The sequence below is a fragment of the Pseudomonas sp. S1(2024) genome (assembly GCF_046557535.1).
In genome coordinates this window covers 20,844-42,480 of record NZ_JBKGFP010000044.1, presented here as the reverse complement: position 1 = coordinate 42,480, position 21,637 = coordinate 20,844, and the positions used below count along the sequence as shown (strand labels likewise).

Annotated in this window: 17 protein-coding genes and 1 pseudogene; 9 read left to right on the top strand and 9 right to left on the bottom strand. The window is 62.9% G+C overall.

The annotated features are described in order from the left end of the window. Positions 1-31 precede the first annotated feature (31 nt). The 8 genes from ACLCGK_RS12375 to ACLCGK_RS12340 all read right to left on the bottom strand — a co-directional run bounded on the left by ACLCGK_RS12375 (position 32) and on the right by ACLCGK_RS12340 (position 9,925). The gene (locus ACLCGK_RS12375; RefSeq protein ID WP_015268718.1) at positions 32-1,954 is read right to left on the bottom strand and encodes a PrkA family serine protein kinase; all 1,923 of its coding nucleotides are present in this window, start codon (positions 1,952-1,954) and stop codon (positions 32-34) included. Positions 1,955-2,237: 283 nt separating this feature from the next. Beyond that, positions 2,238-2,567, bottom strand: coding sequence for a thiosulfate sulfurtransferase GlpE (glpE, locus tag ACLCGK_RS12370; protein WP_061303896.1), 330 nt, complete (start codon positions 2,565-2,567; stop codon positions 2,238-2,240). Positions 2,568-2,581: 14 nt separating this feature from the next. Continuing rightward, positions 2,582-3,448 (bottom strand): symmetrical bis(5'-nucleosyl)-tetraphosphatase, encoded by an 867-nt coding sequence (locus ACLCGK_RS12365; protein WP_410952090.1) that lies wholly within the window; start codon positions 3,446-3,448, stop codon positions 2,582-2,584. Further along, positions 3,448-3,828, bottom strand: a complete 381-nt coding sequence (gene apaG, locus ACLCGK_RS12360; protein ID WP_012270198.1) for a Co2+/Mg2+ efflux protein ApaG — start codon at positions 3,826-3,828, stop codon at positions 3,448-3,450. Before apaG ends, ACLCGK_RS12365 begins: the two co-directional genes overlap by 1 nt. Before the next feature lie 206 nt (positions 3,829-4,034). Then, a complete protein-coding gene (rsmA, locus tag ACLCGK_RS12355; protein ID WP_410952089.1) occupies positions 4,035-4,835 on the bottom strand; it encodes a 16S rRNA (adenine(1518)-N(6)/adenine(1519)-N(6))-dimethyltransferase RsmA in 801 nt (266 codons plus the stop codon). Next, positions 4,832-5,821, bottom strand: a complete 990-nt coding sequence (gene pdxA, locus ACLCGK_RS12350; RefSeq protein ID WP_410952088.1) for a 4-hydroxythreonine-4-phosphate dehydrogenase PdxA — start codon at positions 5,819-5,821, stop codon at positions 4,832-4,834. Before pdxA ends, rsmA begins: the two co-directional genes overlap by 4 nt. Continuing rightward, complete coding sequence (locus ACLCGK_RS12345; protein WP_410952087.1) at positions 5,818-7,137, bottom strand: peptidylprolyl isomerase; 1,320 nt, start codon at positions 7,135-7,137, stop codon at positions 5,818-5,820. Before ACLCGK_RS12345 ends, pdxA begins: the two co-directional genes overlap by 4 nt. Then, positions 7,118-9,925 carry an LPS-assembly protein LptD gene (locus ACLCGK_RS12340; protein ID WP_397462105.1) on the bottom strand — a complete coding sequence of 936 codons (2,808 nt, stop codon included), beginning with the start codon at positions 9,923-9,925 and terminating at the stop codon, positions 7,118-7,120. The genes ACLCGK_RS12345 and ACLCGK_RS12340 overlap by 20 nt, the downstream gene beginning before the upstream one ends. 130 nt (positions 9,926-10,055) lie before the next feature. Here ACLCGK_RS12340 and ACLCGK_RS12335 point away from each other — a divergent pair, with 130 nt between their 5' ends. The 3 genes and pseudogenes from ACLCGK_RS12335 to ACLCGK_RS12325 form a co-directional block, all read left to right on the top strand. Beyond that, positions 10,056-11,075 carry an aminoglycoside phosphotransferase family protein gene (locus tag ACLCGK_RS12335; RefSeq protein ID WP_013970595.1) on the top strand — a complete coding sequence of 340 codons (1,020 nt, stop codon included), beginning with the start codon at positions 10,056-10,058 and terminating at the stop codon, positions 11,073-11,075. Then, entirely contained in the window at positions 11,072-11,743 is a 672-nt protein-coding gene (murU, locus tag ACLCGK_RS12330) for an N-acetylmuramate alpha-1-phosphate uridylyltransferase MurU (protein WP_410952086.1), read from the top strand. Before ACLCGK_RS12335 ends, murU begins: the two co-directional genes overlap by 4 nt. A gap of 1 nt (position 11,744) precedes the next feature. Then, a pseudogene (locus ACLCGK_RS12325) lies at positions 11,745-12,509 on the top strand (TerB family tellurite resistance protein); the annotation flags it as partial. A 111-nt stretch (positions 12,510-12,620) separates the two neighbouring features. Here ACLCGK_RS12325 and ACLCGK_RS12320 read toward each other — a convergent pair. Continuing rightward, a complete protein-coding gene (locus ACLCGK_RS12320) occupies positions 12,621-13,619 on the bottom strand; it encodes an alpha/beta hydrolase family protein (RefSeq protein WP_410952085.1) in 999 nt (332 codons plus the stop codon). A gap of 94 nt (positions 13,620-13,713) precedes the next feature. Between ACLCGK_RS12320 and ACLCGK_RS12315 the strand changes: the two genes are divergently transcribed. From ACLCGK_RS12315 to ACLCGK_RS12290, 6 genes are all read left to right on the top strand, one after another. Further along, positions 13,714-16,101, top strand: coding sequence for a PAS domain S-box protein (locus ACLCGK_RS12315; RefSeq protein ID WP_410952084.1), 2,388 nt, complete (start codon positions 13,714-13,716; stop codon positions 16,099-16,101). Positions 16,102-16,108: 7 nt separating this feature from the next. Continuing rightward, positions 16,109-16,741: a response regulator transcription factor gene (locus tag ACLCGK_RS12310; RefSeq protein WP_169774891.1), complete on the top strand. Its 633-nt coding sequence runs from the start codon at positions 16,109-16,111 to the stop codon at positions 16,739-16,741. A gap of 294 nt (positions 16,742-17,035) precedes the next feature. Then, complete coding sequence (locus ACLCGK_RS12305; protein WP_012270208.1) at positions 17,036-18,160, top strand: ABC transporter ATP-binding protein; 1,125 nt, start codon at positions 17,036-17,038, stop codon at positions 18,158-18,160. A gap of 40 nt (positions 18,161-18,200) precedes the next feature. Beyond that, complete coding sequence (locus tag ACLCGK_RS12300) at positions 18,201-19,235, top strand: ABC transporter substrate-binding protein (RefSeq protein ID WP_410952083.1); 1,035 nt, start codon at positions 18,201-18,203, stop codon at positions 19,233-19,235. Between the two features lie 157 nt (positions 19,236-19,392). After that, on the top strand, positions 19,393-20,640 hold the full coding sequence (locus ACLCGK_RS12295; protein ID WP_409279812.1) for an ABC transporter permease: 1,248 nt from the start codon (positions 19,393-19,395) through the stop codon (positions 20,638-20,640). A gap of 11 nt (positions 20,641-20,651) precedes the next feature. Then, entirely contained in the window at positions 20,652-21,479 is an 828-nt protein-coding gene (locus tag ACLCGK_RS12290; RefSeq protein ID WP_013970603.1) for an ABC transporter permease, read from the top strand. Positions 21,480-21,637 lie beyond the last annotated feature (158 nt).

Sequence of the window (21,637 nt, the reverse complement as noted above, 5' to 3'; positions counted from 1 at the left end):
GCCCTGGGCGCGCGGTGGGTAGCTTGTCGCTTTATTGCGATTTCCTGACCCGCAGGTACCATTCCGACAGCAGACGAACCTGTTTGTCGGTGTAGCCACGCTCCACCATACGCGTGACGAAGTCGTTGTGTTTCTGTTGGTCCTCCTTGCTTGCCTTGGCGTTGAAGCTGATGACCGGCAGCAGGTCTTCGGTGTTGGAGAACATTTTCTTCTCGATCACCACCCGCAGCTTTTCGTAGCTCAGCCAGCTCGGGTTCTTGCCGTTGTTGTTGGCACGGGCACGCAGCACGAAGTTGACGATTTCGTTGCGGAAATCTTTCGGGTTGCTGATGCCGGCCGGCTTCTCGATCTTCTCCAGTTCTTCGTTGAGGGCGATACGGTTGAGGATTTCGCCGGTTTCCGGGTCGCGGTATTCCTGGTCCTGGATCCAGAAGTCTGCGTACAGCACGTAGCGGTCGAAGATGTTCTGGCCGTATTCGCTGTAGGACTCCAGGTAGGCGGTCTGGATCTCCTTGCCGATGAACTCGATGTAGCGCGGGGCCAGGTATTCCTTCAGGTAGCGCAGGTAGCGTTCGCGCACCTCGGCCGGGAACTGTTCCTGCTCGATCTGCTGCTCCAGCACATACAGCAGGTGCACCGGGTTGGCGGCCACTTCATGTGGGTCGAAGTTGAACACCTTGGACAGGATCTTGAATGCGAAGCGGGTCGATAGGCCGTTCATGCCTTCGTCGACGCCGGCCGCATCGCGGTACTCCTGGATCGACTTGGCCTTCGGATCGGTGTCCTTGAGGTTCTCCCCGTCGTACACCCGCATCTTCGAGTAGATGTTGGAGTTTTCCGGCTCTTTCAGGCGCGACAGCACGGTGAACTGGGCAAGCATCTTCAGCGTGTCTGGCGCGCAGTGCGCCTTGGCCAGCGAGCTGTTGATCAGCAGCTTGTCGTAGATCTTGATTTCGTCGCTGACGCGCAGGCAGTACGGCACCTTGACGATGTAGATCCGGTCGATGAACGCCTCGTTGTTCTTGTTGTTACGGAAGGTGTGCCACTCCGATTCGTTGGAGTGGGCCAGCAGAATCCCGGAGTAGGGGATGGCGCCGAGGCCTTCGGTACTGTTGTAGTTGCCTTCCTGGGTGGCGGTAAGCAACGGGTGCAGGACCTTGATCGGGGCCTTGAACATCTCGACGAATTCCATCAGGCCCTGGTTGGCCCGGCACAGCGCGCCCGAATAGGCATATGCGTCGGCGTCGTTCTGCGGGAATTCCTCGAGCTTGCGGATATCGACCTTGCCGACCAGGGCCGAAATGTCCTGGTTGTTCTCGTCGCCAGGTTCGGTCTTGGCGATGGCGATCTGGTTGAGGATCGACGGGTACAGCTTCACCACCTTGAACTTGCTGATGTCGCCGCCGAACTCCTGCAGGCGCTTGGTGGCCCAGGGCGACATGATGGTGTTCAGGTAGCGCCGCGGGATGCCAAACTCTTCCTCGAGAATGGCCCCGTCTTCGGTGGCATTGAACAGGCCCAATGGCGACTCGAATACCGGCGAGCCCTTGATGGCGTAGAACGGTACCTTTTCCATCAGCTGCTTGAGTTTTTCGGCCAGCGACGACTTACCGCCGCCCACCGGGCCCAGCAGATAGAGGATCTGTTTCTTTTCCTCCAGGCCTTGGGCGGCGTGGCGGAAGTAGGACACGATCTGGTCGATGCACTCTTCCATGCCATGGAAGTCGGCAAAGGCCGGATAGCGGCGGATAACCTTGTTGGAGAAGATTCGCGACAGTCTGGAGTTGGTTGAGGTGTCGATCAGCTCCGGCTCACCGATGGCCAGCAACAGCCGTTCGGCCGCCGATGCGTAGGCACTGCGATCCTCTTTGCACAGCTCGAGGTACTCCTGCAGCGAGAGTTCTTCCTGGCGCGTAGACTCGAAACGTTGTTGGAAGTGGCTAAAAATACTCATGACGTCACCTCGCTCGATACGTGGAGACGACGCCGGATCAGTCAGCTGATGCTGGCATGCAACCGGGGCTGCCGATTGCTGTATACCCCCCAGAACACCCTTTAACGCTACCGATGACCCGCACGCCGGTGTACCGGCTCTCCCCTTTTTCTGGATGGCCTGCGCTTAAGAATAGTTGGTTATCCGCAAGGTCAAGGGCGAGGGGCGGAGAAGTTGCGAACGACCGTTCGTCAGATAAGCCGCAAGCCCGCATGGGGCGCGGGCTGCAGTAAAAATGAAAAAATTATTCAGCAGTGCCCTGGGCGGTTTCGGCCGGGTAGGTGGCGCGCCACAGCTCAAAGCCGCCGTCGACGCTGTATACGTCCGAGAAACCCTGGTTCACCAGATAGGCCGCAGCGCTCTGGCTGGAATTGCCGTGGTAGCACACCACCAGGGTTGGGGCGTCGAGGTCGGCATTGCGGATGAACTCGGCAACAGAATGGTTATCCAGATGCTTGGCGCCAGTGATGTGGCCGGCGGCAAAGGCCTGCGGGTCGCGAATGTCGACGACTACCGCACCTTGCGCGCGAAGGGCCAGGGCCTGTTCGGGAGGGATGCGCTTGAATTCGCTCATGGGTACGGCTTCCTTCAGGATTGATCGTTCAGTGTAGGCGTTTGGGTGGGGAGGCGTAAGTTGCCGTCGTCGCTGCAGTCACAGCGGTGGTATTCGCCGCTGTCGACGTTGTACAGGGTCATGGCACCGCCCCATACGCAACCGGTGTCCAGGGCGATGATGCCGGGCTCGTCGACCTGCCCCTGCAGGGCGGCCCAGTGGCCGAAGATGATCTTCACGTGGCGCGAGCGGCGGCCTTTGTGTGCGTACCAGGGCTTGTAGCCTTTGGGGGCGGTATCCAGGCCTTCCTTGCTCTTGAGGTCGAGCTTGCCCTCGGCGGTGCAGAAGCGCATGCGCGTGAGGCAGTTGGTGATGACCCGCAGGCGTTCGATGCCGGTGAGGCTTTTGCTCCACTTGTTCGGCTCGTTGCCGTACATGCCGTCAAGGTACAGTTTCAGGCGCTCGTCGTCGCGCAGCACTTCCTCGACCTCGGCGGCCAACTCCAGGGCTTTGCCCAAGGTCCATTGCGGTGGAATGCCGGCGTGAACCAGGGCAATGCCGCGGGGTTCGTCGTAATGCAGCAGCTTTTGCTGGCGCAGCCAGTCGAACAGCTGGTCGGCGTCAGGCGCTTCGATGATCTCGCGCAGGGTGTCGCTTTTCTTCAGGCGTTCGACGTTATGCCAGGCGGCCAGCAGGTGCAGGTCATGGTTTCCTAGCACGCACACCAGCGACTGGCGGATCGAATAAAGGAAGCGCAGGGTTTCCAGTGACTCGGGGCCGCGGTTAACCAGGTCGCCGACCAGCCACAGGTGGTCGACGGCGGGGTTGAAATTGACCCGTTCGAGCAGGCACTTGAGTGGCTGCAGGCAGCCCTGCAGGTCACCGACGGCATAGGTAGCCATCAGTGCAGCGCCCCGGGCACCGCCAGGCGGAAGGGGGCGATCTCGGCATCGAAGCGTTTGCCGTCTTCGGCGAACATCTGGTAGCTGCCCTGCATGGTGCCCACGCGGGTGCTGATGACCGCGCCGCTGCTGTAGGTGTGGCTCTGGCCCGGGTCGATATTGGGCTGCTGGCCGACCACGCCGGCGCCACGCACCTCCTCGACCTCGCCGTCACCGTTGGTGATCAGCCAGTGGCGCGACAGCAGCTTGGCCTTGAGCGAGCCATTGTTCTGCACGGTGATGGTGTAGGCGAAAGCGAAACGACTGTTTTCGGGGTCGGATTGTTCTTTGAGGTAGCGGGTCACGACGCTGACGTCGATCTGATAGCGGGGGTCGGACATGCAAGGGCCTTGGGCGAACTGACGCAATAATGCAGTCTAGGCCATTGGGAGGGGGGAGGGCCAGCGGTGAGGGGCTTGGGGATTGTGTTGTCTGTCCCGGCCCTTTCGCGGGTAAACCCGCTCCTACAAGGTACTGCGCAGATTTTGAGAGCTGTGCAGTACCTGTGGGAGCGGGTTTACCCGCGAAGAGGCCGGTACAGGAGATATCAGGCTTGTAGGTCAGCCAACTGGTCAGCCAGGCGCACGAAGGCGGCCAGGTCCAGCTGTTCAGGGCGCAGGCTGCCATCCACGCCGGCAGCTTCGATGGCCGCGCTATCGAGCAGGCCTTTCATGGTGTTGCGCAGGGTCTTGCGACGCTGGTTGAAGGCTTCGCGTACCACCTGCTCCAGCAGCTTTGCGTCCTTGGCCGGGTACGGCAGCACTTCGTGCGGCACCAGGCGTACGATGGCCGAGTCCACTTTCGGCGGCGGGTTGAATGCGCCAGGGCCAACGTTGAACAGGTGCTCGACCCGGCAGTGGTACTGCACCATGATCGACAGACGCCCCCAGTCACCACCGCCAGGGCCGGCGGCCATGCGCTCGACCACTTCCTTCTGCAGCATGAAGTGCATGTCGCGGATCAACCCGGCATGGCTGAGCAGGTGGAAGATCAGTGGGGTGGAAATGTTGTAGGGCAGGTTGCCCACTACCTTGAGGCTGCGCGGTGGCACGCCTAGCTGGTTGAAGTCGAACTTCAAGGCGTCGCCCTGGTGCAGGCGGAAATTGCTGCGGTCGGCGAACTTGTGCTGCAGGATCGGCACCAGGTCCTTGTCCAGTTCTACCACGTCCAGTTGTGCCCCGCTGCCCAGCAGGCCTTCGGTCAAGGCGCCCTGGCCTGGGCCGATTTCCAGCAGATGTTCGCCGGCCTTGGCGTTGATGGCACGCAGGATGCGGTCGATGATGCCGGCGTCGTGCAGGAAGTTCTGGCCGAAGCGCTTGCGCGCCCGGTGTTGGTATTGCTCGTTCATGGTCGGTTCTCGGCCATCTGGTAGGCGGTTTCCAGCGCGACGCGCAGGCTGCCGGTGTCGACCTTGCCGGTGCCGGCCAGGTCGAGGGCCGTGCCGTGGTCGACCGACGTGCGGATTATCGGCAGGCCCAGGGTCACGTTGACCGCAGCGCCGAAGCCTTTGTACTTGAGTACGGGCAGGCCCTGGTCGTGGTACATCGCCAGCACCGCATCGCAGTGCTCCAGATATTTGGGGGTAAACAGGGTATCGGCCGGCAGCGGCCCGCGCAGGTCCATGCCTTCGGTGCGCAGGCGGGCCAGGGTCGGCTCGATGATGTCGATTTCTTCGCGGCCCAGATGGCCACCCTCGCCCGCGTGCGGGTTGAGGCCGCACACCAGGATACGCGGGTTGGCAATGCCGAACTTGTCGCGCATGTCGGCATGCAGGATACGGGTTACACGCTCGACGCGCTCGGCAGTGATGGCGTCGGCAATGTCGCGCAGCGGCAGGTGCGTGGTCACAAGGGCCACGCGCAGGCCACGGGTGGCCAGCATCATCACCACTTGCGCGGTGTGGGTCAGCTCGGCAAGGAATTCGGTATGCCCGGAGAAGGCGATACCGCTTTCGTTGATTACGCCCTTGTGTACAGGGGCGGTGATCATCCCGGCGAAATGCCCTTCCAGGCAGCCTTGCCCGGCACGGGTCAGGGTTTCCAGCACAAACGTGGCATTGGCCTTGTCGAGCTGGCCCGGCACTACCGGGGCCGCCAGGGGGGTATCCCAGACGTACAGGCTACCCGCTGGCGCCGGCTGCTCGGGCCATAGGCCCGGCGCTACCGGCAGCAGGTTGACGGCCAGCCCCAGCTGCGTGGCCCGCTCGGCGAGCAGGTCACGGCTGGTGATGGCGATCAGGGGGTGGGGCTGGGCGTCTGCGGCGAGCAGCAGGCACAGGTCAGGGCCTATGCCGGCCGGCTCGCCGGGGGTGACGGCGAAGCGCAGGGGCTTCACTGGGCGGCCTGGTCAGCGCCAGGCAGCTTGATTTCAACGTAGGCCTCGTCGCGGATCTGGCGCAGCCAGGTCTGCAGCTCTTCGTCGTACTTGCGGTTGCGCAGTACGTTCATGGCCTGTTGCTCACGAGCCTGCTCGGTGCTGTCGGTGGCGCGACGGCCCAGCACTTCCAGGACATGCCAGCCGTACTGGGTCTTGAACGGTTTGGTCACGACGCCTTGCTGGGCGTTGGCCATCTGTTCACGGAATTCCGGTACCAGGCTGTTCGGGTCAACCCAGTTGAGGTCGCCGCCGTTGAGCGCCGAACCCGGGTCTTCCGAGAAGCTCTTCGCCAGCTCGCCGAAGTCTTCGCCGCTCTTGATGCGATCGTACAGGCGCTCGGCCAGTTGCTCGGTGGCCGCCTCGCTGCGGATCTCGCTCGGCTTGATCAGGATGTGGCGAACGTGTACTTCGTCACGTAGCACGTTCTCGCTGCCACCGCGCTTCTCCTCGAGCTTGAGGATGATGAAGCCGTTGGGGATGCGGATAGGCTGGGTAATTTCGCCAACCGGCATGCTGCTGAGCATCTTGGCGAAGTCTGGTGGCAGCTGGCCGGCTTTACGCCAGCCCATCTCGCCGCCTTCCAGCGCGTTTTCGCTGGCGGAGCGGGCAATGGCCATCTGGCCGAAGTCCGCGCCCTGCTTGAGCTGCTGGTACACATCGCCAACCTGGCGTGCGGCGGCCTGGATGGCTTCCGAGTTGGCCGCTTCCGGGGTCGGGATCAGGATGTTGGCCAGGCGGTACTCTTCCGACATCTGCATCTTGCCAAGGTCGGAGTTGAGGAAGTTCTTCACTTCCTGCTCGGAGACCTGGATACGCTCGGCCACGCGGCGCTGGCGCACGCGGCTGATGATCATCTCGCGCTTGACCTGCTCACGGGCGTCGTCGAACGACATGCCGTCACGAACCAGGGCGGCGCGGAACTGGTCCAGCGACATGCCATTGCGCTGGGCAATGGTGCCCATGGCCTGGTTCAGCTCTTCGTCGGTGATGCGGATGCCGGAGCGCTCGCCGATCTGCAACTGCAGGTTCTCGACGATCAGGCGTTCCAGCACCTGCTGATCCAGCGCACTGGCAGGCGGCATGCCGCCGCCACGCTTGGCGATGGTTTGCTGCACCTCTCGGACACGCTGGTCCAGCTGGCTTTGCATGACCACGTCGTTGTCGACGATGGCCACCACGCGATCAAGAGGTTGTACCGCGGCATGCACCGCGCCACTCAGCAATGCAACGCCCAGCAACGCCGGGCGCAGTCGATCAATAAGCTTGGTCTTCACGTTCACGATAACCTTGAATGCCTTGGTCGAGGAAAGATTCGACCTTGTTGCCGACTACACCACCGAGGCCTTTCAGCACGATCTGAAGGAAGATGCCGTGGTCGCCCTTTTCGTTTGTCGGAAGGGCTTGGCTGAAGTCGTCGTAATCGATCCAGTAACGGTTGATCAAACGCAGCTTCCAGCAGCAGTTGTCGTACTCGAAACCGCCCATGGCTTCCAGGGTGCGGTTGCGGTTGTAGTCATGCTGCCAGCGAGCGATGACGCTCCACTGCGGAACGATCGGCCAGATGACCGAGAAGTCATGCTGCTGGATCTTGTAGTAGTCCTTGATGTAGTTCGGGTCGCCCGGGTTGCCATAGTCGCCGCCGCCCACTTTCCAGGTACCGGTGGTGGAGTCGTAGGCGATGGTGTCGTTACGGTAGCGATAACCGAGGTTGACCACCTTGTTCGGGTTGTCTTCAGGCTGATAATGGAACATCGCGCTGCCCGAGCGGGTGCTGCGGCTGTCCGGGTCCCAGTTGAAATCCGAATTGAAGCGCCAGTCGCGGTTGAAATAGTAGTTGTACAGCAGAGCGTACGGCGACACATCGGATTGCGCGTCTTTGCGGTCGCGGTAGTCGATGCCTGGCAACTGGACCTTGCGGTCTTTGAAGTAGTAGGCCTGGCCGATACTGAAGTTCTGGCGCTCGAAGCCGTTTTCCTCGATCCAGCGGGTGGTCACGCCCAGCGACAGCTTGTTCTCGTCGCCGATGCGGTCGACACCGCTGAAGCGGTTGTCGCGGAACAGAGAGTCGTAGCTAAAGAGCGTCTCCCCAGAGTCAAACAGCGGAATGTCGACCTGGTCCTTGTATGGAACGTAGAGATAGAACAGGCGCGGTTCGAGGGTCTGCTTGTAGTTCGTGCCGAACATGGATGTGTTGCGGTCGAAGTACAGGCCACTGTCGACGCTGAAGATCGGAACGTCACGGTTCTGGTTGCTCTTGAAGTCACCGTAAAGATCGATCCGGCCCGGGTTATCGATCAGGTCTTGTTTGCCCTTGCTGTCCAGATCAAGGTCATAATGTGTGTACATGTACTTCAGCTTTGGCGTGATATAGCCATAGCTGGCTTCCATCGGCAGGCTGATCGACGGTGCGACATTGAAGCGGTTGCCCGTGGAGCGAGCTACGCCGAAGATATTTTCGTCGAGTCGCTTACCCGGCACGCCGCCAACGCTGGTGTCTGGGTTGCCATCTTCGTCGAAGACGAAGTCATCTTTCAGATCGCGATCAAAGCGTACTGCTTCCGTCTCGTAACCGAAGTTCAAGCCGCTAGGATGGAACGGCAGCGTACCGTTGAATGTGATTTGCGGCAGGCGATCGTACGGCGTGATCTGGGAGATGGTCGCCATTTCATGGGCGTGCACGTTCAGTCGCGCGGTGTAGCTGTCGCCGCGCCAGGTCAGTGCACCCTGTTGATCCAGGATGTCCTTGCTTTCAACACCGATCTGATCAGACTCCAGGTCCTGGAAATAGAACGGGTCGCTGATGTCGGTGTAGTCCACCTCGGTCATCAGGCGCTCGTCCAGCCCGCCCTTGTGCTGCCAGTTGACCATCCAGCGCTGCTCTTTGTAGTCAGTCTGGTCTTTACGGTCGTCGTTCTTGTCGTTGAGGTACGCGCCACCGAACTGGCCTTCGCTGGAAGGCGTCAGGTAGCGGAACTCGCCTTCCATCAGCAGGCCGCGCTTGGTCATGTAGCGCGGATACAACGTGGCATCGTAGTTCGGCGCCAGGTTGAAGTAGTACGGCGTGACCAGCATGAAGCCGGTATCGCTGGTGCTGCTGAACGATGGCGGCAGGAAGCCGGACTGGCGACGGTCGTCGATCGGGAAGTAGATGTACGGTGTGTAGAACACCGGGAAATCCTTGACCCGCAGCGTAACGTTGGTCGCGGTACCGAAACCGGTGGCCGGGTTCAGGGTGATGTTGTTGCCCTTCAGCTGCCAGGCGTTGCTGCCCGGTTCGCAGGTGGTGTACGTACCGTCCTTGAGGCGGATGATGGCGTTCTCGCCACGCTTGGCGTAAAGGGCACTGCCGCGGATGTGCGACTTGTGCATCACGTATTCGGCGTTGTCGACCTGGGCCTCGCCCGTGTCGAGCTGGATCTGTGCCTCGTCACCGACCACCAGAGAACCGTTGTCACGGATCTTGACGTTGCCCTTGAGCTCGCCACGGTTTTCGGTCTGGTAGAGGTTGGCCTCGTCGGCCTCGGCCTGCATGCTGCCCTGGCGCATCACCACGTCACCGGCGAGGGTAGCGATCTGCTGCTCTTGCTGGTACTTGGATACCTTGGCGTTGATGTAGGTCGGCGACTCGTCCTTTGGCGTGGTGTCGGCCATGCCAGGGCGGGTTGGCTCGATGTAGGCGCCACCGCAGTACGGGCCGGTTTCGGCCAGCTGTGCGGCAGTGAGCTTTTCACGCGGAACCCAGTCCAGGTGGCTGTAGTCTTCGCTACGCGACTTCAGGCCACGGCCCTTGGCCTCGGTGACCAGCATCGGCCGATCCGCGGTTTCGCCTTCGCTCGCGGCTTCGGTGCCGGTGCTGACGGCAGCACCCTCGTGCACCGGGCGCGGCGGCAGGTTGTTGGCTGGGGTCTTGGGCTTGCAGTCCCAACCACCGGAGGCGGACACTTGGCAGTCGAACTGTTCGGCTGCCACCACGTAAGACGTGGCCAGAGGTTGCAGGGCCAGCAGACCGCCGGTTACCAGCAACGGAAACTTTCTACGAAACGCGGGGGATTTCAATGCCATCTTATTAGTCCGGGCTTCCTGCGTGCCATCTGCCCGCGTGTGGGGCCGCACGCCTCTCGATGGTCTGAAAAAGATGCTGGATAATAAAGCATGACCCGCTTGACGGCTAGGGCCGTCGGAGACCCTTGTAATGCCTGAACACGATGTACGCCTGCAACAACTGACGGTCTGGCTCGATGAGCAGCTCAATGATCTTTTCCGGAAAAATGCCTGGGGCGACGTGCCTGCAGGCAGCTTGACCGCGGCCAGCAGCGACGCCAGCTTCCGCCGTTATTTCCGCTGGCAGGGGGCCGGCCACAGCTTCGTGATCATGGATGCACCACCTCCACAGGAAAACTGCCGACCGTTCGTCGCCATCGATCACCTGCTGGCCAGCGCCGACGTGCACGTGCCGCTGATCCATGCCCAGGACCTGGAACGTGGCTTCCTGCTGCTGGGTGACCTGGGCCACCAGACATACCTTGATATCATTGATGCGGACAACGCCGACGGCCTGTTCGCCGATGCCATCGACGCGCTGCTGGCGTTCCAGCGCCTGCCGATGGACGCGCCGTTGCCCAGCTACGACGATGCGCTGTTGCGCCGTGAAGTCGAGTTGTTCCCGGAGTGGTACGTGGGTCGTGAGCTTGGGCTGGCCTTCAGCGATGCCCAGAAAGCCACCTGGCAACGAATCAGCCAGCTGCTGATCGACAGCGCACTGGCCCAGCCCAAGGTGCTGGTGCACCGCGACTACATGCCGCGCAACCTCATGCAGAGCACGCCCAACCCCGGCGTGCTGGACTTCCAGGATGCCGTGTATGGCCCGGTCACCTACGACATCACCTGCCTGTTCAAGGACGCGTTCCTCAGCTGGCCGCAGGCACGGGTCGAAGGCTGGCTGCGCGACTACTGGCAGAAGGCGCAGGCTGCCGGCATCCCGGTGCAGGCCGATTTCGAGGCGTTCCAGCGTGCCAGCGACCTGATGGGTGTACAGCGCCACCTGAAGGTGATCGGTATTTTCGCCCGTATCTGCCACCGTGACGGCAAACCCCGTTACCTGGGCGACGTACCGCGCTTCTTCGCCTATATAGAAGAAGTGATCAGCCGCCGGCCCGAATTGGCGGAGCTGAGTGAGCTGATTGCTGAGTTGCGGGCCGGAGCGCGTGCATGAAGGCAATGATCCTGGCAGCGGGCAAGGGCGAGCGCATGCGCCCGCTTACCCTGCACACCCCCAAACCGCTGGTTCCGGTCGCCGGTCAGCCATTGATCGAGTACCACCTGCGGGCCCTGGCTGCGGCGGGCGTCACCGAGGTGGTGATCAACCATGCCTGGCTCGGCCAGCAGATCGAGGACCACCTGGGTGACGGCAGCCGTTTCGGCCTGAGCATCCGCTATTCGCCCGAAGGAGAGCCGCTGGAAACCGGCGGTGGCATCTTCAAGGCCCTGCCATTGCTGGGTGACGCGCCGTTCCTGTTGGTGAACGGCGATGTCTGGACCGACTATGACTTCGCGCGCCTGCAGGGCCCCCTGCAAGGTTTGGCCCATCTGGTACTGGTCGATAACCCTGGCCATCACGGCCGCGGCGACTTCCGCCTGGTGGGCGAGCGGGTGGTCGATGGTGACGATGCGCCTGGCACGCTGACCTTCAGCGGGCTGTCGGTGCTGCACCCGGCGCTGTTCGAAGGCTGCCAGCCTGGCGCCTTCAAGCTGGCGCCGTTGCTGCGTCAGGCCATGGCTGCGGGCCAGGTCAGTGGCGAGCACTACCGTGGGCACTGGGTTGATGTCGGTACGCTCGAACGCTTGGCCGAGGCCGAGCGCCTGATCGGCGAGCGTGCCTGACATGTGGTGGCCAGGCACGGTGATTGGTGTCGGTGCCGGCTTTGCCGTTGCCAGCATCCCCGGGGCCTTGCTCGGGGCGTTGCTCGGACAGGCCATGGACCGTCGCCTGCGTTTGCAAGGCTGGGAGGACATGCGCGAACGCCTGGGCGGGCGCCCGGCGTTGCAGGACGACGAATTGCTGTTCGTGATGCTCGGGCGCCTGGCCAAGTGCGATGGCCGGGTGGGCGAGCAGCATATTCAGCAGGCACGCCAGGAGATGGTGCGCCTGGACCTGGCCGAAGCGGCTCGGCTGCGTGCGATTGCTGCGTTCAACCGCGGCAAGGCGGGCAAGGACCGGCTGGGTGGGCACCTGCGGCGCATTCGCCAGCAGCCGCATGCGGCCGAAGGTACCCTGCGTGCCTGTTGGCGCATGGTCTGGGCCGACGGCAAGATGGGCAATAAGGAGCGTGAACTGCTGCTGGACTGGGGGCAGAAACTGGGCCTGAGCCGGCGGCAGGTGCAGGCCATGTCGCTGGAGTACGAGCCACGCAAGGCGGCGGGGCCGGAAGGGGTCGCCATGACCTATGCGGCGGCGTTGCGCTTGCTGGCGGTCGAGGCGGATACCGATGGCGACAAGGTCAAGCAGGCGTATCGTCGACTGGTCAGTCGGCATCACCCGGACAAGCTGGCGGGTACTGGTGCCAGTGAGTCGCAGGTGCGTGAAGCGACTGAACGGACCCGGGAGCTGCATCAGGCTTATGCCATGATCCGCAAGCGGTGTGGGCTTTGGTTGCCCCATCGCCGAAAAGCCAGCTCCCACAGGTATTGCACTGACCCTGAACACTGTGGCGTACCTATGGGAGCTGGCATGCCGGCGACAGGGCCATCATGGCAAACCTTACCCCTGCGGACTCATCCACCCCCGCACCCGGCGGAACAGTTGCTCCTGCTCGGCCGCCTTGTTCCCCGGCATCGCAATTAGCGACAACTGTCGGTACTGGCTGTCCTTCTGCCGCTTGCTGGCCTGCAGGCGCTGTGCGGCTGCATTGCGGTCACTGCTGCGGGTGGCGTAGTAGATGTCGGCAGTCGGCACTTTCAAGGTTGGCGCCAGGCTTTCCAGGTCATGCTCCACCCGCGCCGGTGTCTGCGCGGCAACCATCACCAGTTTCTGCACCTGCGGTGGCCGTTTCTCGCTCAGGTAGCGGGCCGCCCAATATGCGCCGCTGCCATGGCCGATCAGCACGATGCTGCGGGCGTTGTGCTGCTGGGCAAAGGTCACCGCAGCATCCAGGCGGGCGAAAATGCGCTCGGCATCGGCTGGGTCGGTTTGTTCGCTGGCCTGTTTGGCGTCAGTGCTCTCTGCGGTGTCGGCATCGGCTGCGGTAGCCTGGGCGACGTTGGCATTGGCATCGGCTGGTACGTCCTTGGCCGGGGCGCTTTCGCCCTTGTCTGGCTGCGGCTCGGTAGCCGGCTTGGCCTCGACCCGCGCCTGCGGGCTGTCGGCGAGCAGGTCGGGCAGGCTGATGCTCAGGCTGTGCCAGCCGATATCGGGGAACTTTTGCCGCAGCGGGCCGACCGCGTTTGGCCAGTCAGCCGTTTCGCCAGCCCCCGGGACGATGATGACCGCGCCCTGTGGATCGCTGTCGTTGGCCGGTTTCCACAAGGCCAGGAAACTGTCGGCACCGGCCTGAAGGGTCTGCTGTTCGGCCTTGGGCGCCAGCCGTTCAAGTGCCTGGGCATCCTCCTGGCTGCGTTCCAGCAGCGGCGGGCGAGGAGCTTGGGCAACGGGTGCCTCGGTGGTGGTGGATGGTTTTTCGGCATCGGCGGCCAGGGCGCCGAGTGGAAGGATCGAGGCCAGGCAGCACATTGCCAGCGTCGTGCGATAAAGTGTGGACATGAGTCAACCCGGGGCCAGAATGATACCGGCAGCCTAATGGTATTTGCCCGTGACGGCCATGCTGCATGGCCGCTTTGCCAAGACGAGCGTGTAGATGAAGCGAGTGCGTCGCCTGTTGGTTATCGGCTGCTTTTGGCTGCCCTTGATTGCATTGGCCAGGCCCGAAGCGGTGCCCACGGTTGCCCTGGAACCGGCCCAGCAGCAATGGCTGGATACACACCGCAGTCTGCGTGTCGGCCTGGTGTTGCAGGCGCCTTACGCTCAGTTCGACCGGCGCCTGCAGCAGCTGTACGGGGCCAACGTGGAACTGGTGAGCAGCCTGGCGCAGGCGCTGCGGCTGGACCTTACCTGGCGCAACTTCGCCGACCAGGCCAGCCTCGAGCATGCCCTCCAGACCGGCGAAATCGACTTTGCCCCAGGGCTTACCCAGACCCCCGCCAGCCTGCGTCTGTGGCTGTTCAGCGACCCATACATGCGCGTGCCGCAACTGGTGGTGGGGCCGCGCACCGGGACGATGGCCGTGGAACTGGAAACGCTCGGAGCCGAGCAGCGGGTGGCGGTGCGCATGCCCAGCCAGCTGGCGGACTACCTGCGCGGTAACTACAGCAACCTCAACCTGCAAGGGGTACCCAACGAGCGCGAGGCCCTGCAATTGGTGGTGGGTAGCCAGGCCAGTTTCGCCGTGCTGGATGAAGCCCAGCTCAGCCGCCTGTCGCGCGAAAGCGAGTTCGGCGAGCTGGCTGTGGTCGGCGATATCGGCCTGCCGCAACTGTTGCGCATCGGTTCGCGGCGCGACTGGCCGCTGCTGGCTGATGTGCTGGAGCGTGGCCTGCAGGCGCTGCCAGCCAAGGAACTGGAGCAACTGCACCAGCGTTGGCTGCAGCCAAAGTACCCACGCTTGAGCGAGTCGACAGGATTCTGGAAGAACCTGGCACTGCTGTTCGGCTTGCTGCTGTTGTGCGCGCTGGCCACCCTGGTGTGGCAGCGTCGGCAACAGCGCCAGCTGGAGCGCAGCCTGTTGGCCACGCGCGAAAGTCTTGTGGAGCGGCAAGTGCGCGAAGAAGCGTTGCGCCTGAGTCAGTTTGCCATCGACCAGAGCACGGTGGGCATCCTCTGGGTCAACTGGGACAGCCACGTACGCTACGCCAACCATGCCGCCGAGCGCATGCTGGGCTACGGCGAAGGCGCACTGCTGGAGCGGCCGCTGAGCGACTTTGAACCCAGCCTGACCATGGATCGCTGGCTGGAGCTGTGGAAGGGCGCACGTACCGGGGCGGGCGGTGTTGGTCAGTTCGAGACGCAGTGCCGCCGGGCTGACCGCAGCCTGTTGCCGGTCGAGCTGTCGCTGAGTTTTCTGCGCTTTCGTGACTCCGAGTACCTGGTGGTGTACCTCGCCGATGTCACCGAGCGCTACCGCGCCTTGGCGGCCCTGCGCGAAAGCGAGGCGCGGCTCAAGGGCATTGCCGGCAACGTGCCGGGGCTGGTGTTCCGCCTGGAGCGCGACCCGGCCGAGGGCGACCTGGAATTCCCCTACATCAGCGAAGGCAGCGAGGCCTTGGTGGGCTATTCGCCCAGTGAGATCCAGGACCCGCAGATGGGCCTGCGCAACCTGGTGCACCCTGAGGACCGTGCCGATTACCACCGGGTGCAGGACCTGGCCTTGGCCAGCGACCAGGACTGGTCATGGCAGGGGCGCATCCTCACTCGCCAGGGTGAACAGCGCTGGGCCGACATCAAAGCCAGTACCCGGCGCCTGGGTAACGGCCGGGTGGTATGGGACGGTGTGGTTTGGGACATCACTCAGGGCAAGCGGGCCGAGTTGGCGCTGGCCAGGTCCCAGGAGCAGCTGCGCGAACTGTCGGCCCACCTGGAAAGCGTGCGTGAGGAAGAAAAAGCCCGCATCGCCCGAGAAGTGCACGATGAACTGGGGCAGATGCTGACCGTGCTCAAGCTGGAAGTGTCGATGTGCGAGCTGGCCTTCGCCGAGCTGGACCCGGGGCTGAACGAGCGGCTGGCCAGCATGAAGCGCCTGATCGCCCAGCTGTTCCAGCTGGTGCGCGACGTAGCCACTGCCTTACGTCCTCCGATTCTCGATGCCGGCATCGCCTCGGCCATTGAATGGCAGGCGCGGCGCTTTGAAGCACGCACGCAAATCCCCTGCCTGGTGCAAGTACCGGATAATCTGCCAGCATTGAGCGATGCCAAGGCCATCGGGCTGTTCCGTATCCTCCAGGAGGCGCTGACCAACGTGATGCGCCATGCCCAGGCGCATAGCGTGGAGATCGAACTGGTGCGTGAGCACGGGCAATTGCGCATGACCGTCAGCGATGACGGCCAGGGCTTTTGCCGCGACCAGCCTCGGCCCACCTCGTTCGGCCTGGTAGGGGTACGTGAGCGGGTGCTGATGCTGGGCGGCAGCATGGCGCTGGACAGTGAACCGGGCGAAGGCACCAGCCTGAGCGTGGCCATACCGTTGGAGTAGGAGAGCGATCGTGATTCGAGTGCTGGTGGCCGAAGACCACACCATTGTCCGTGAGGGTATCAAGCAGTTGATTGGCCTGGCCAAGGACATGCAGGTGGCGGGGGAGGCCGGTAACGGCGAGCAGTTGCTGGAAACCTTGCGCCACACCCCGTGCGAGGTGGTACTGCTGGATATCTCGATGCCAGGCGTGAATGGCCTGGAGGCGATTCCGCGAATCCGCGCGTTGCAGGACGCCCCGGCGATCCTGATGCTGTCGATGCACGATGAAGCGCAGATGGCGGCGCGGGCGCTGAAGGCCGGAGCGGCGGGCTATGCCACCAAGGACAGCGACCCAGCGTTGTTGCTGACCGCGATTCGCCGGGTTGCCGCTGGCGGGCGCTATATCGACCCGGCGCTGGCCGACCGCATGGTCTTCGAAGTGGGCCTGACGGAGTCGCGGCCGTTGCACACGCTGCTGTCCGAGCGGGAGTTTTCGGTGTTCGAACGCCTGGCCCAGGGCGCCAACGTCAACGACATCGCCCAGCAGCTGGCGCTGTCGAGCAAGACCATCAGCACCCACAAGGCGCGCCTGATGCAGAAGCTGAAAGTGAACTCGCTGGCTGAGCTGGTGAAGTACGCCATGGAGCACAAGCTGGTCTGATTGCGACATGCCTGTTCTCGGAACTTGCCGAGGTCCCTGGGGGAGCGGGCGTGCCCGCGAAAGGGCCTGACCTGCCGATCTCTATGGCTGAACCGGCCCCTTCGCGGGCATGCCCGCTCCCACAGGTTGGGCGGGTGGCTCGGATGAGCATTCCAAACCCGCCATCTTTGTAGGGGAATCCCTACAACAAATCTTCCATCCGGATGATGGTATTCTCTCAGCACCCCCGATTTTCCGGCGCTTGCCGCTTGTCTAGTCTATGCCTACGCAGTCATCCAACAAGAAGGTGCAGGCATGAGCGAGGCGAAGTCGAACGCTGCAACCAGCGAAACGCTGGTCAGCTTCCGTGGTGTGCAGAAGAGCTACGACGGCGAGTCGCTGATCGTCAAAGACCTCAACCTGGATATTCGCAAGGGCGAGTTCCTCACCCTGCTTGGCCCGTCCGGCTCGGGCAAGACCACCAGCCTGATGATGCTGGCCGGCTTCGAAACCCCCACCGCCGGTGAAATCCAGCTGGCCGGGCGCTCGATCAACAACGTGCCGCCGCACAAGCGCGACATCGGCATGGTGTTCCAGAACTACGCGCTGTTCCCGCACATGACCGTGGCCGAGAACCTGGCCTTCCCGCTGACCGTGCGCAACCTGAGCAAGACCGACATCAGCGAGCGGGTCAAGCGGGTGCTGAACATGGTCCAGCTCGATGCCTTCGCCAAGCGTTACCCCGGCCAGCTGTCCGGCGGCCAGCAGCAGCGTGTGGCCCTGGCCCGGGCACTGGTGTTCGAGCCGCAGCTGGTGCTGATGGACGAACCGCTGGGCGCGCTGGACAAGCAGCTGCGCGAGCACATGCAGATGGAGATCAAGCACATCCACCAGCGCCTGGGCGTGACCGTGGTGTACGTGACCCACGACCAGGGCGAAGCGCTGACCATGTCCGACCGGGTGGCCGTGTTCCACCAGGGTGAAATCCAGCAGATCGCCGACCCACGCACGCTGTACGAAGAACCCTGCAACACCTTCGTCGCCAACTTCATCGGCGAGAACAACCGCATCAACGGCACTTTGCTGGCCAGTGATGGCAAGCGCTGCCAGGTGCAGTTGCCACGTGGCGAGCGGGTCGAGGCGCTGGCGGTGAATGTCGGCCAGGCCGGCGAGCCGGTGACCCTGTCGATCCGCCCAGAGCGCGTGCGCCTGAACGGCCACAGCGAGAGCTGCGTGAACCGCTTCTCGGGCCGGGTGGCCGAATTCATTTACCTGGGCGACCACGTGCGGGTGCGCCTGGAAGTTTGCGGCAAGGGCGACTTCTTCGTGAAACAGCCGATTGCCGAGCTCGACCCGGCCCTGGCCGTGGGCGATGTGGTACCGCTGGGCTGGGAGGTGGAGCACGCCCGCGCGCTCGATCCGATTGCCGAAGCCCATTGATGGATTGCTTCACCAACCCTGTACTGTGGAGAGAATAATAATGCGCAAGCAGTTGAAACTGACCGCCCTGGCCCTGGGGCTGTTCGCCGCTGGCCAGGCCATGGCCGCAGACCTGACTGTTGTCTCGTTTGGTGGTGCCAACAAGGCGGCCCAGGTGAAGGCGTTCTACGAACCGTGGGAAAAGGCCGGCAAGGGCAAGATCATCGCGGGCGAGTACAACGGCGAGATGGCCAAGGTCAAAGCCATGGTCGACACCAAGAGCGTGTCGTGGAACCTGGTGGAAGTGGAGTCGCCAGAGTTGGCCCGTGGCTGTGACGAGGGCATGTTCGAAGAACTCGACCCGGCCCTGTTCGGTAATGAGGCCGACTATGTGCCGGGTGCCATTCAGCCATGTGGTGTTGGCTTCTTCGTATGGTCCACGGTACTGGCCTACAACGCCGACAAGCTGAAGACCGCACCGACCAGCTGGGCCGATTTCTGGGATACCAAGAAATTCCCGGGTAAGCGCGGCCTGCGCAAGGGCGCCAAGTACACCCTGGAATTCGCCCTGATGGCCGACGGTGTGGCGCCGAAGGATGTGTACCAGGTGCTGGGCACCAAAGAGGGCGTGGACCGCGCCTTCAAGAAGCTCGACGAACTCAAGCCAAGTATCCAGTGGTGGGAAGCCGGCGCCCAGCCGCCGCAGTACCTGGCCTCGGGTGACGTGGTCATGAGCTCTGCCTACAACGGCCGCATCGCTGCGGTGCAGAAAGAGAGCAACCTGAAGGTGGTGTGGAACGGCGGCATCTACGACTTCGATGCCTGGGCCATCCCGAAAGGTGCCAAGGATGTCGAGGAAGCGAAAAAATTCATCGCCTTCAGCGTGCAGCCAGAGCAGCAGAAGACCTACTCCGAGAACATCGCCTATGGCCCGGCCAATTCCAAGGCCGTGAGCCTGCTGTCGGACACGGTGAAGAAGGACATGCCGACCACGCCTGAAAACATCGCCAACCAGGTGCAGATCGATGTGGCCTTCTGGGCCGACAACAGCGAGCAGCTGGAGCAGCGCTTCAACGCCTGGGCGGCGAAGAAGTAAACGACCAGTGTAGGGGGCCGCTTTGCGGCCCATCGCCGGCAAGCCAGCTCCCACAGGGGGCCGCTGCCCTGGAGCCAGCGCAGTATCTGTAGGAGCTGGCTTGCCTGCGATGGGCTGCGCAGCAGCCCCATTTTCAGTTCGTATCGCGGAGTTCGCCATGGCCATTGCAGTGCCCCTCAAAGAAGGCGCAGGTCCAAGTCTCAAGCAGCGCCTCAAGCATGCCGAGCGGGTCAACCGCTGGAAGGCGCAGGCGTTGATCGCGCCGCTGGCGCTGTTTCTCCTGCTGGTGTTCCTGGTGCCTATTGCGGCGCTGCTGTACAAGAGCGTCGGCAACCCGGAAGTGGTTGGCGGCTTGCCGCGCACCGTTGGCGTCATCACCCAGTGGGATGGCAAGAGCCTGCCGGGCGAGGACGTTTACAGGGCGTTGAGCCAGGATTTGGCCGAATCGCGCAAGAACCAGACCTTGGGCGACCTTTCCAAGCGCCTGAACATGGAGCTTGCCGGTTACCGCAGCCTGTTGGCCAAGACCGCGCGGGCGCTGCCGTTCAAGAGCGAACCCGCTTCGTATAAAGATGCCTTGCAGGCTCTCGACGAGCGTTGGGGCGACCCGGCCTACTGGCAGGCAATCCGCCGCAACACCAGTACGGTCACCTCTTTCTACCTGTTGGCTTCGCTCGACCACCGTATCGATGACCTTGGCGAACTGGCCAAGGCCACCCCGGACCAGGCCATTTACCTGGACATCTTCGCCCGCACCCTGTGGATGGGTGTGGTGATTACCGCAATCTGCCTGGTGCTGGCCTACCCGCTGGCGTACCTGCTGGCCAACCTGCCGACCCGGCAGAGCAACCTGCTGATGATTCTGGTGCTGCTGCCGTTCTGGACCTCGATCCTGGTGCGGGTGGCGGCGTGGATCGTGCTGCTGCAGTCGGGCGGCCTGATCAACAGCGCGCTGATGGCCATGGGCATCATCGACCAGCCGCTGGAACTGGTGTTCAACCGCACCGGCGTATACATCTCGATGGTGCACATCCTGTTGCCGTTCATGATCCTGCCGCTGTACAGCGTGATGAAGGGCATTTCGCCGAGCTACATGCGTGCGGCGATCTCGCTGGGCTGCCACCCGTTCGCCAGTTTCTGGCGGGTCTACTTCCCGCAGACCTACGCCGGGGTTGGCGCTGGTTGCCTGCTGGTGTTCATTCTGGCCATCGGCTACTACATCACCCCGGCACTGCTGGGCAGCCCGAATGACCAGATGGTCAGCTACTTCGTGGCCTTCTACACCAACACCAGCATCAACTGGGGCATGGCCACCGCGCTTGGCGGGCTGTTGCTGCTGGCGACCGTACTGTTGTACCTGATCTATAGCTGGCTGGTCGGCGCCAGCCGCCTGCGCCTGAGCTGAGGAGCCTTGTCATGCTGAGCCCTTACATGTCGCCCGTGGAGCGGGTGTGGTTCTACAGCCTGCGCATTCTTTGCGGCTTGATCCTGCTGTTCCTCATACTGCCGGTCCTGGTGATAGTGCCGCTGTCGTTCAACAGTGGCAGTTTCCTGGTGTACCCGCTGCAGGGCTTCTCGCTGCAGTGGTACCAGGACTTCTTCGGTTCGGCCGAGTGGATGCGGGCCTTGAAGAACAGCATCATCGTCGCCCCGGCAGCCACGGTGCTGGCCATGGTGTTCGGCACCCTGGCGGCCATCGGCCTGACCCGTGGCGACTTCCCGGGCAAGTCGCTGGTGATGGCGCTGGTGATTTCGCCGATGGTGGTGCCGGTGGTGATCATCGGTGTGGCCAGCTACCTGTTCTTCGCCCCGCTGGGCATGGGCAACAGCTTCACCTCGCTGATTCTGGTGCATGCGGTACTCGGCGTGCCGTTCGTGATCATTACCGTGTCGGCGACCTTGCAGGGCTTCAACTACAACTTGGTGCGTGCGGCAGCCAGCCTGGGCGCCTCGCCACTGCTGACTTTCCGCCGGGTAACCCTGCCGTTGATCGCGCCCGGGGTGATTTCGGGGGCGTTGTTCGCCTTTGCCACGTCGTTTGACGAAGTAGTGGTGACCCTTTTCCTGGCCGGGCCGGAGCAGGCAACCCTGCCGCGACAGATGTTCAGTGGTATTCGCGAGAACCTGAGCCCGACCATTGCCGCGGCGGCGACCTTGCTGATTGCCTTCTCGGTAGTGTTGCTGCTGACTCTGGAGTGGTTGCGTGGGCGTAGCGAGAAGCTGAGGACCCAGCAGCCTGGTTGAAGGTATGTTGCCTGTGCTGGCCTCTTCGCGGCTAAAGCCGCTCCCACAGGATTTGTGCAGCTTTCGATGCCTGCGCGGTCCCTGTGGGAGCGGCTTTAGCCGCGAAGAGGCCGGTACAGGTTGATGCTAATCAGCCTTCATCCGCTTCCCTGGGTTAC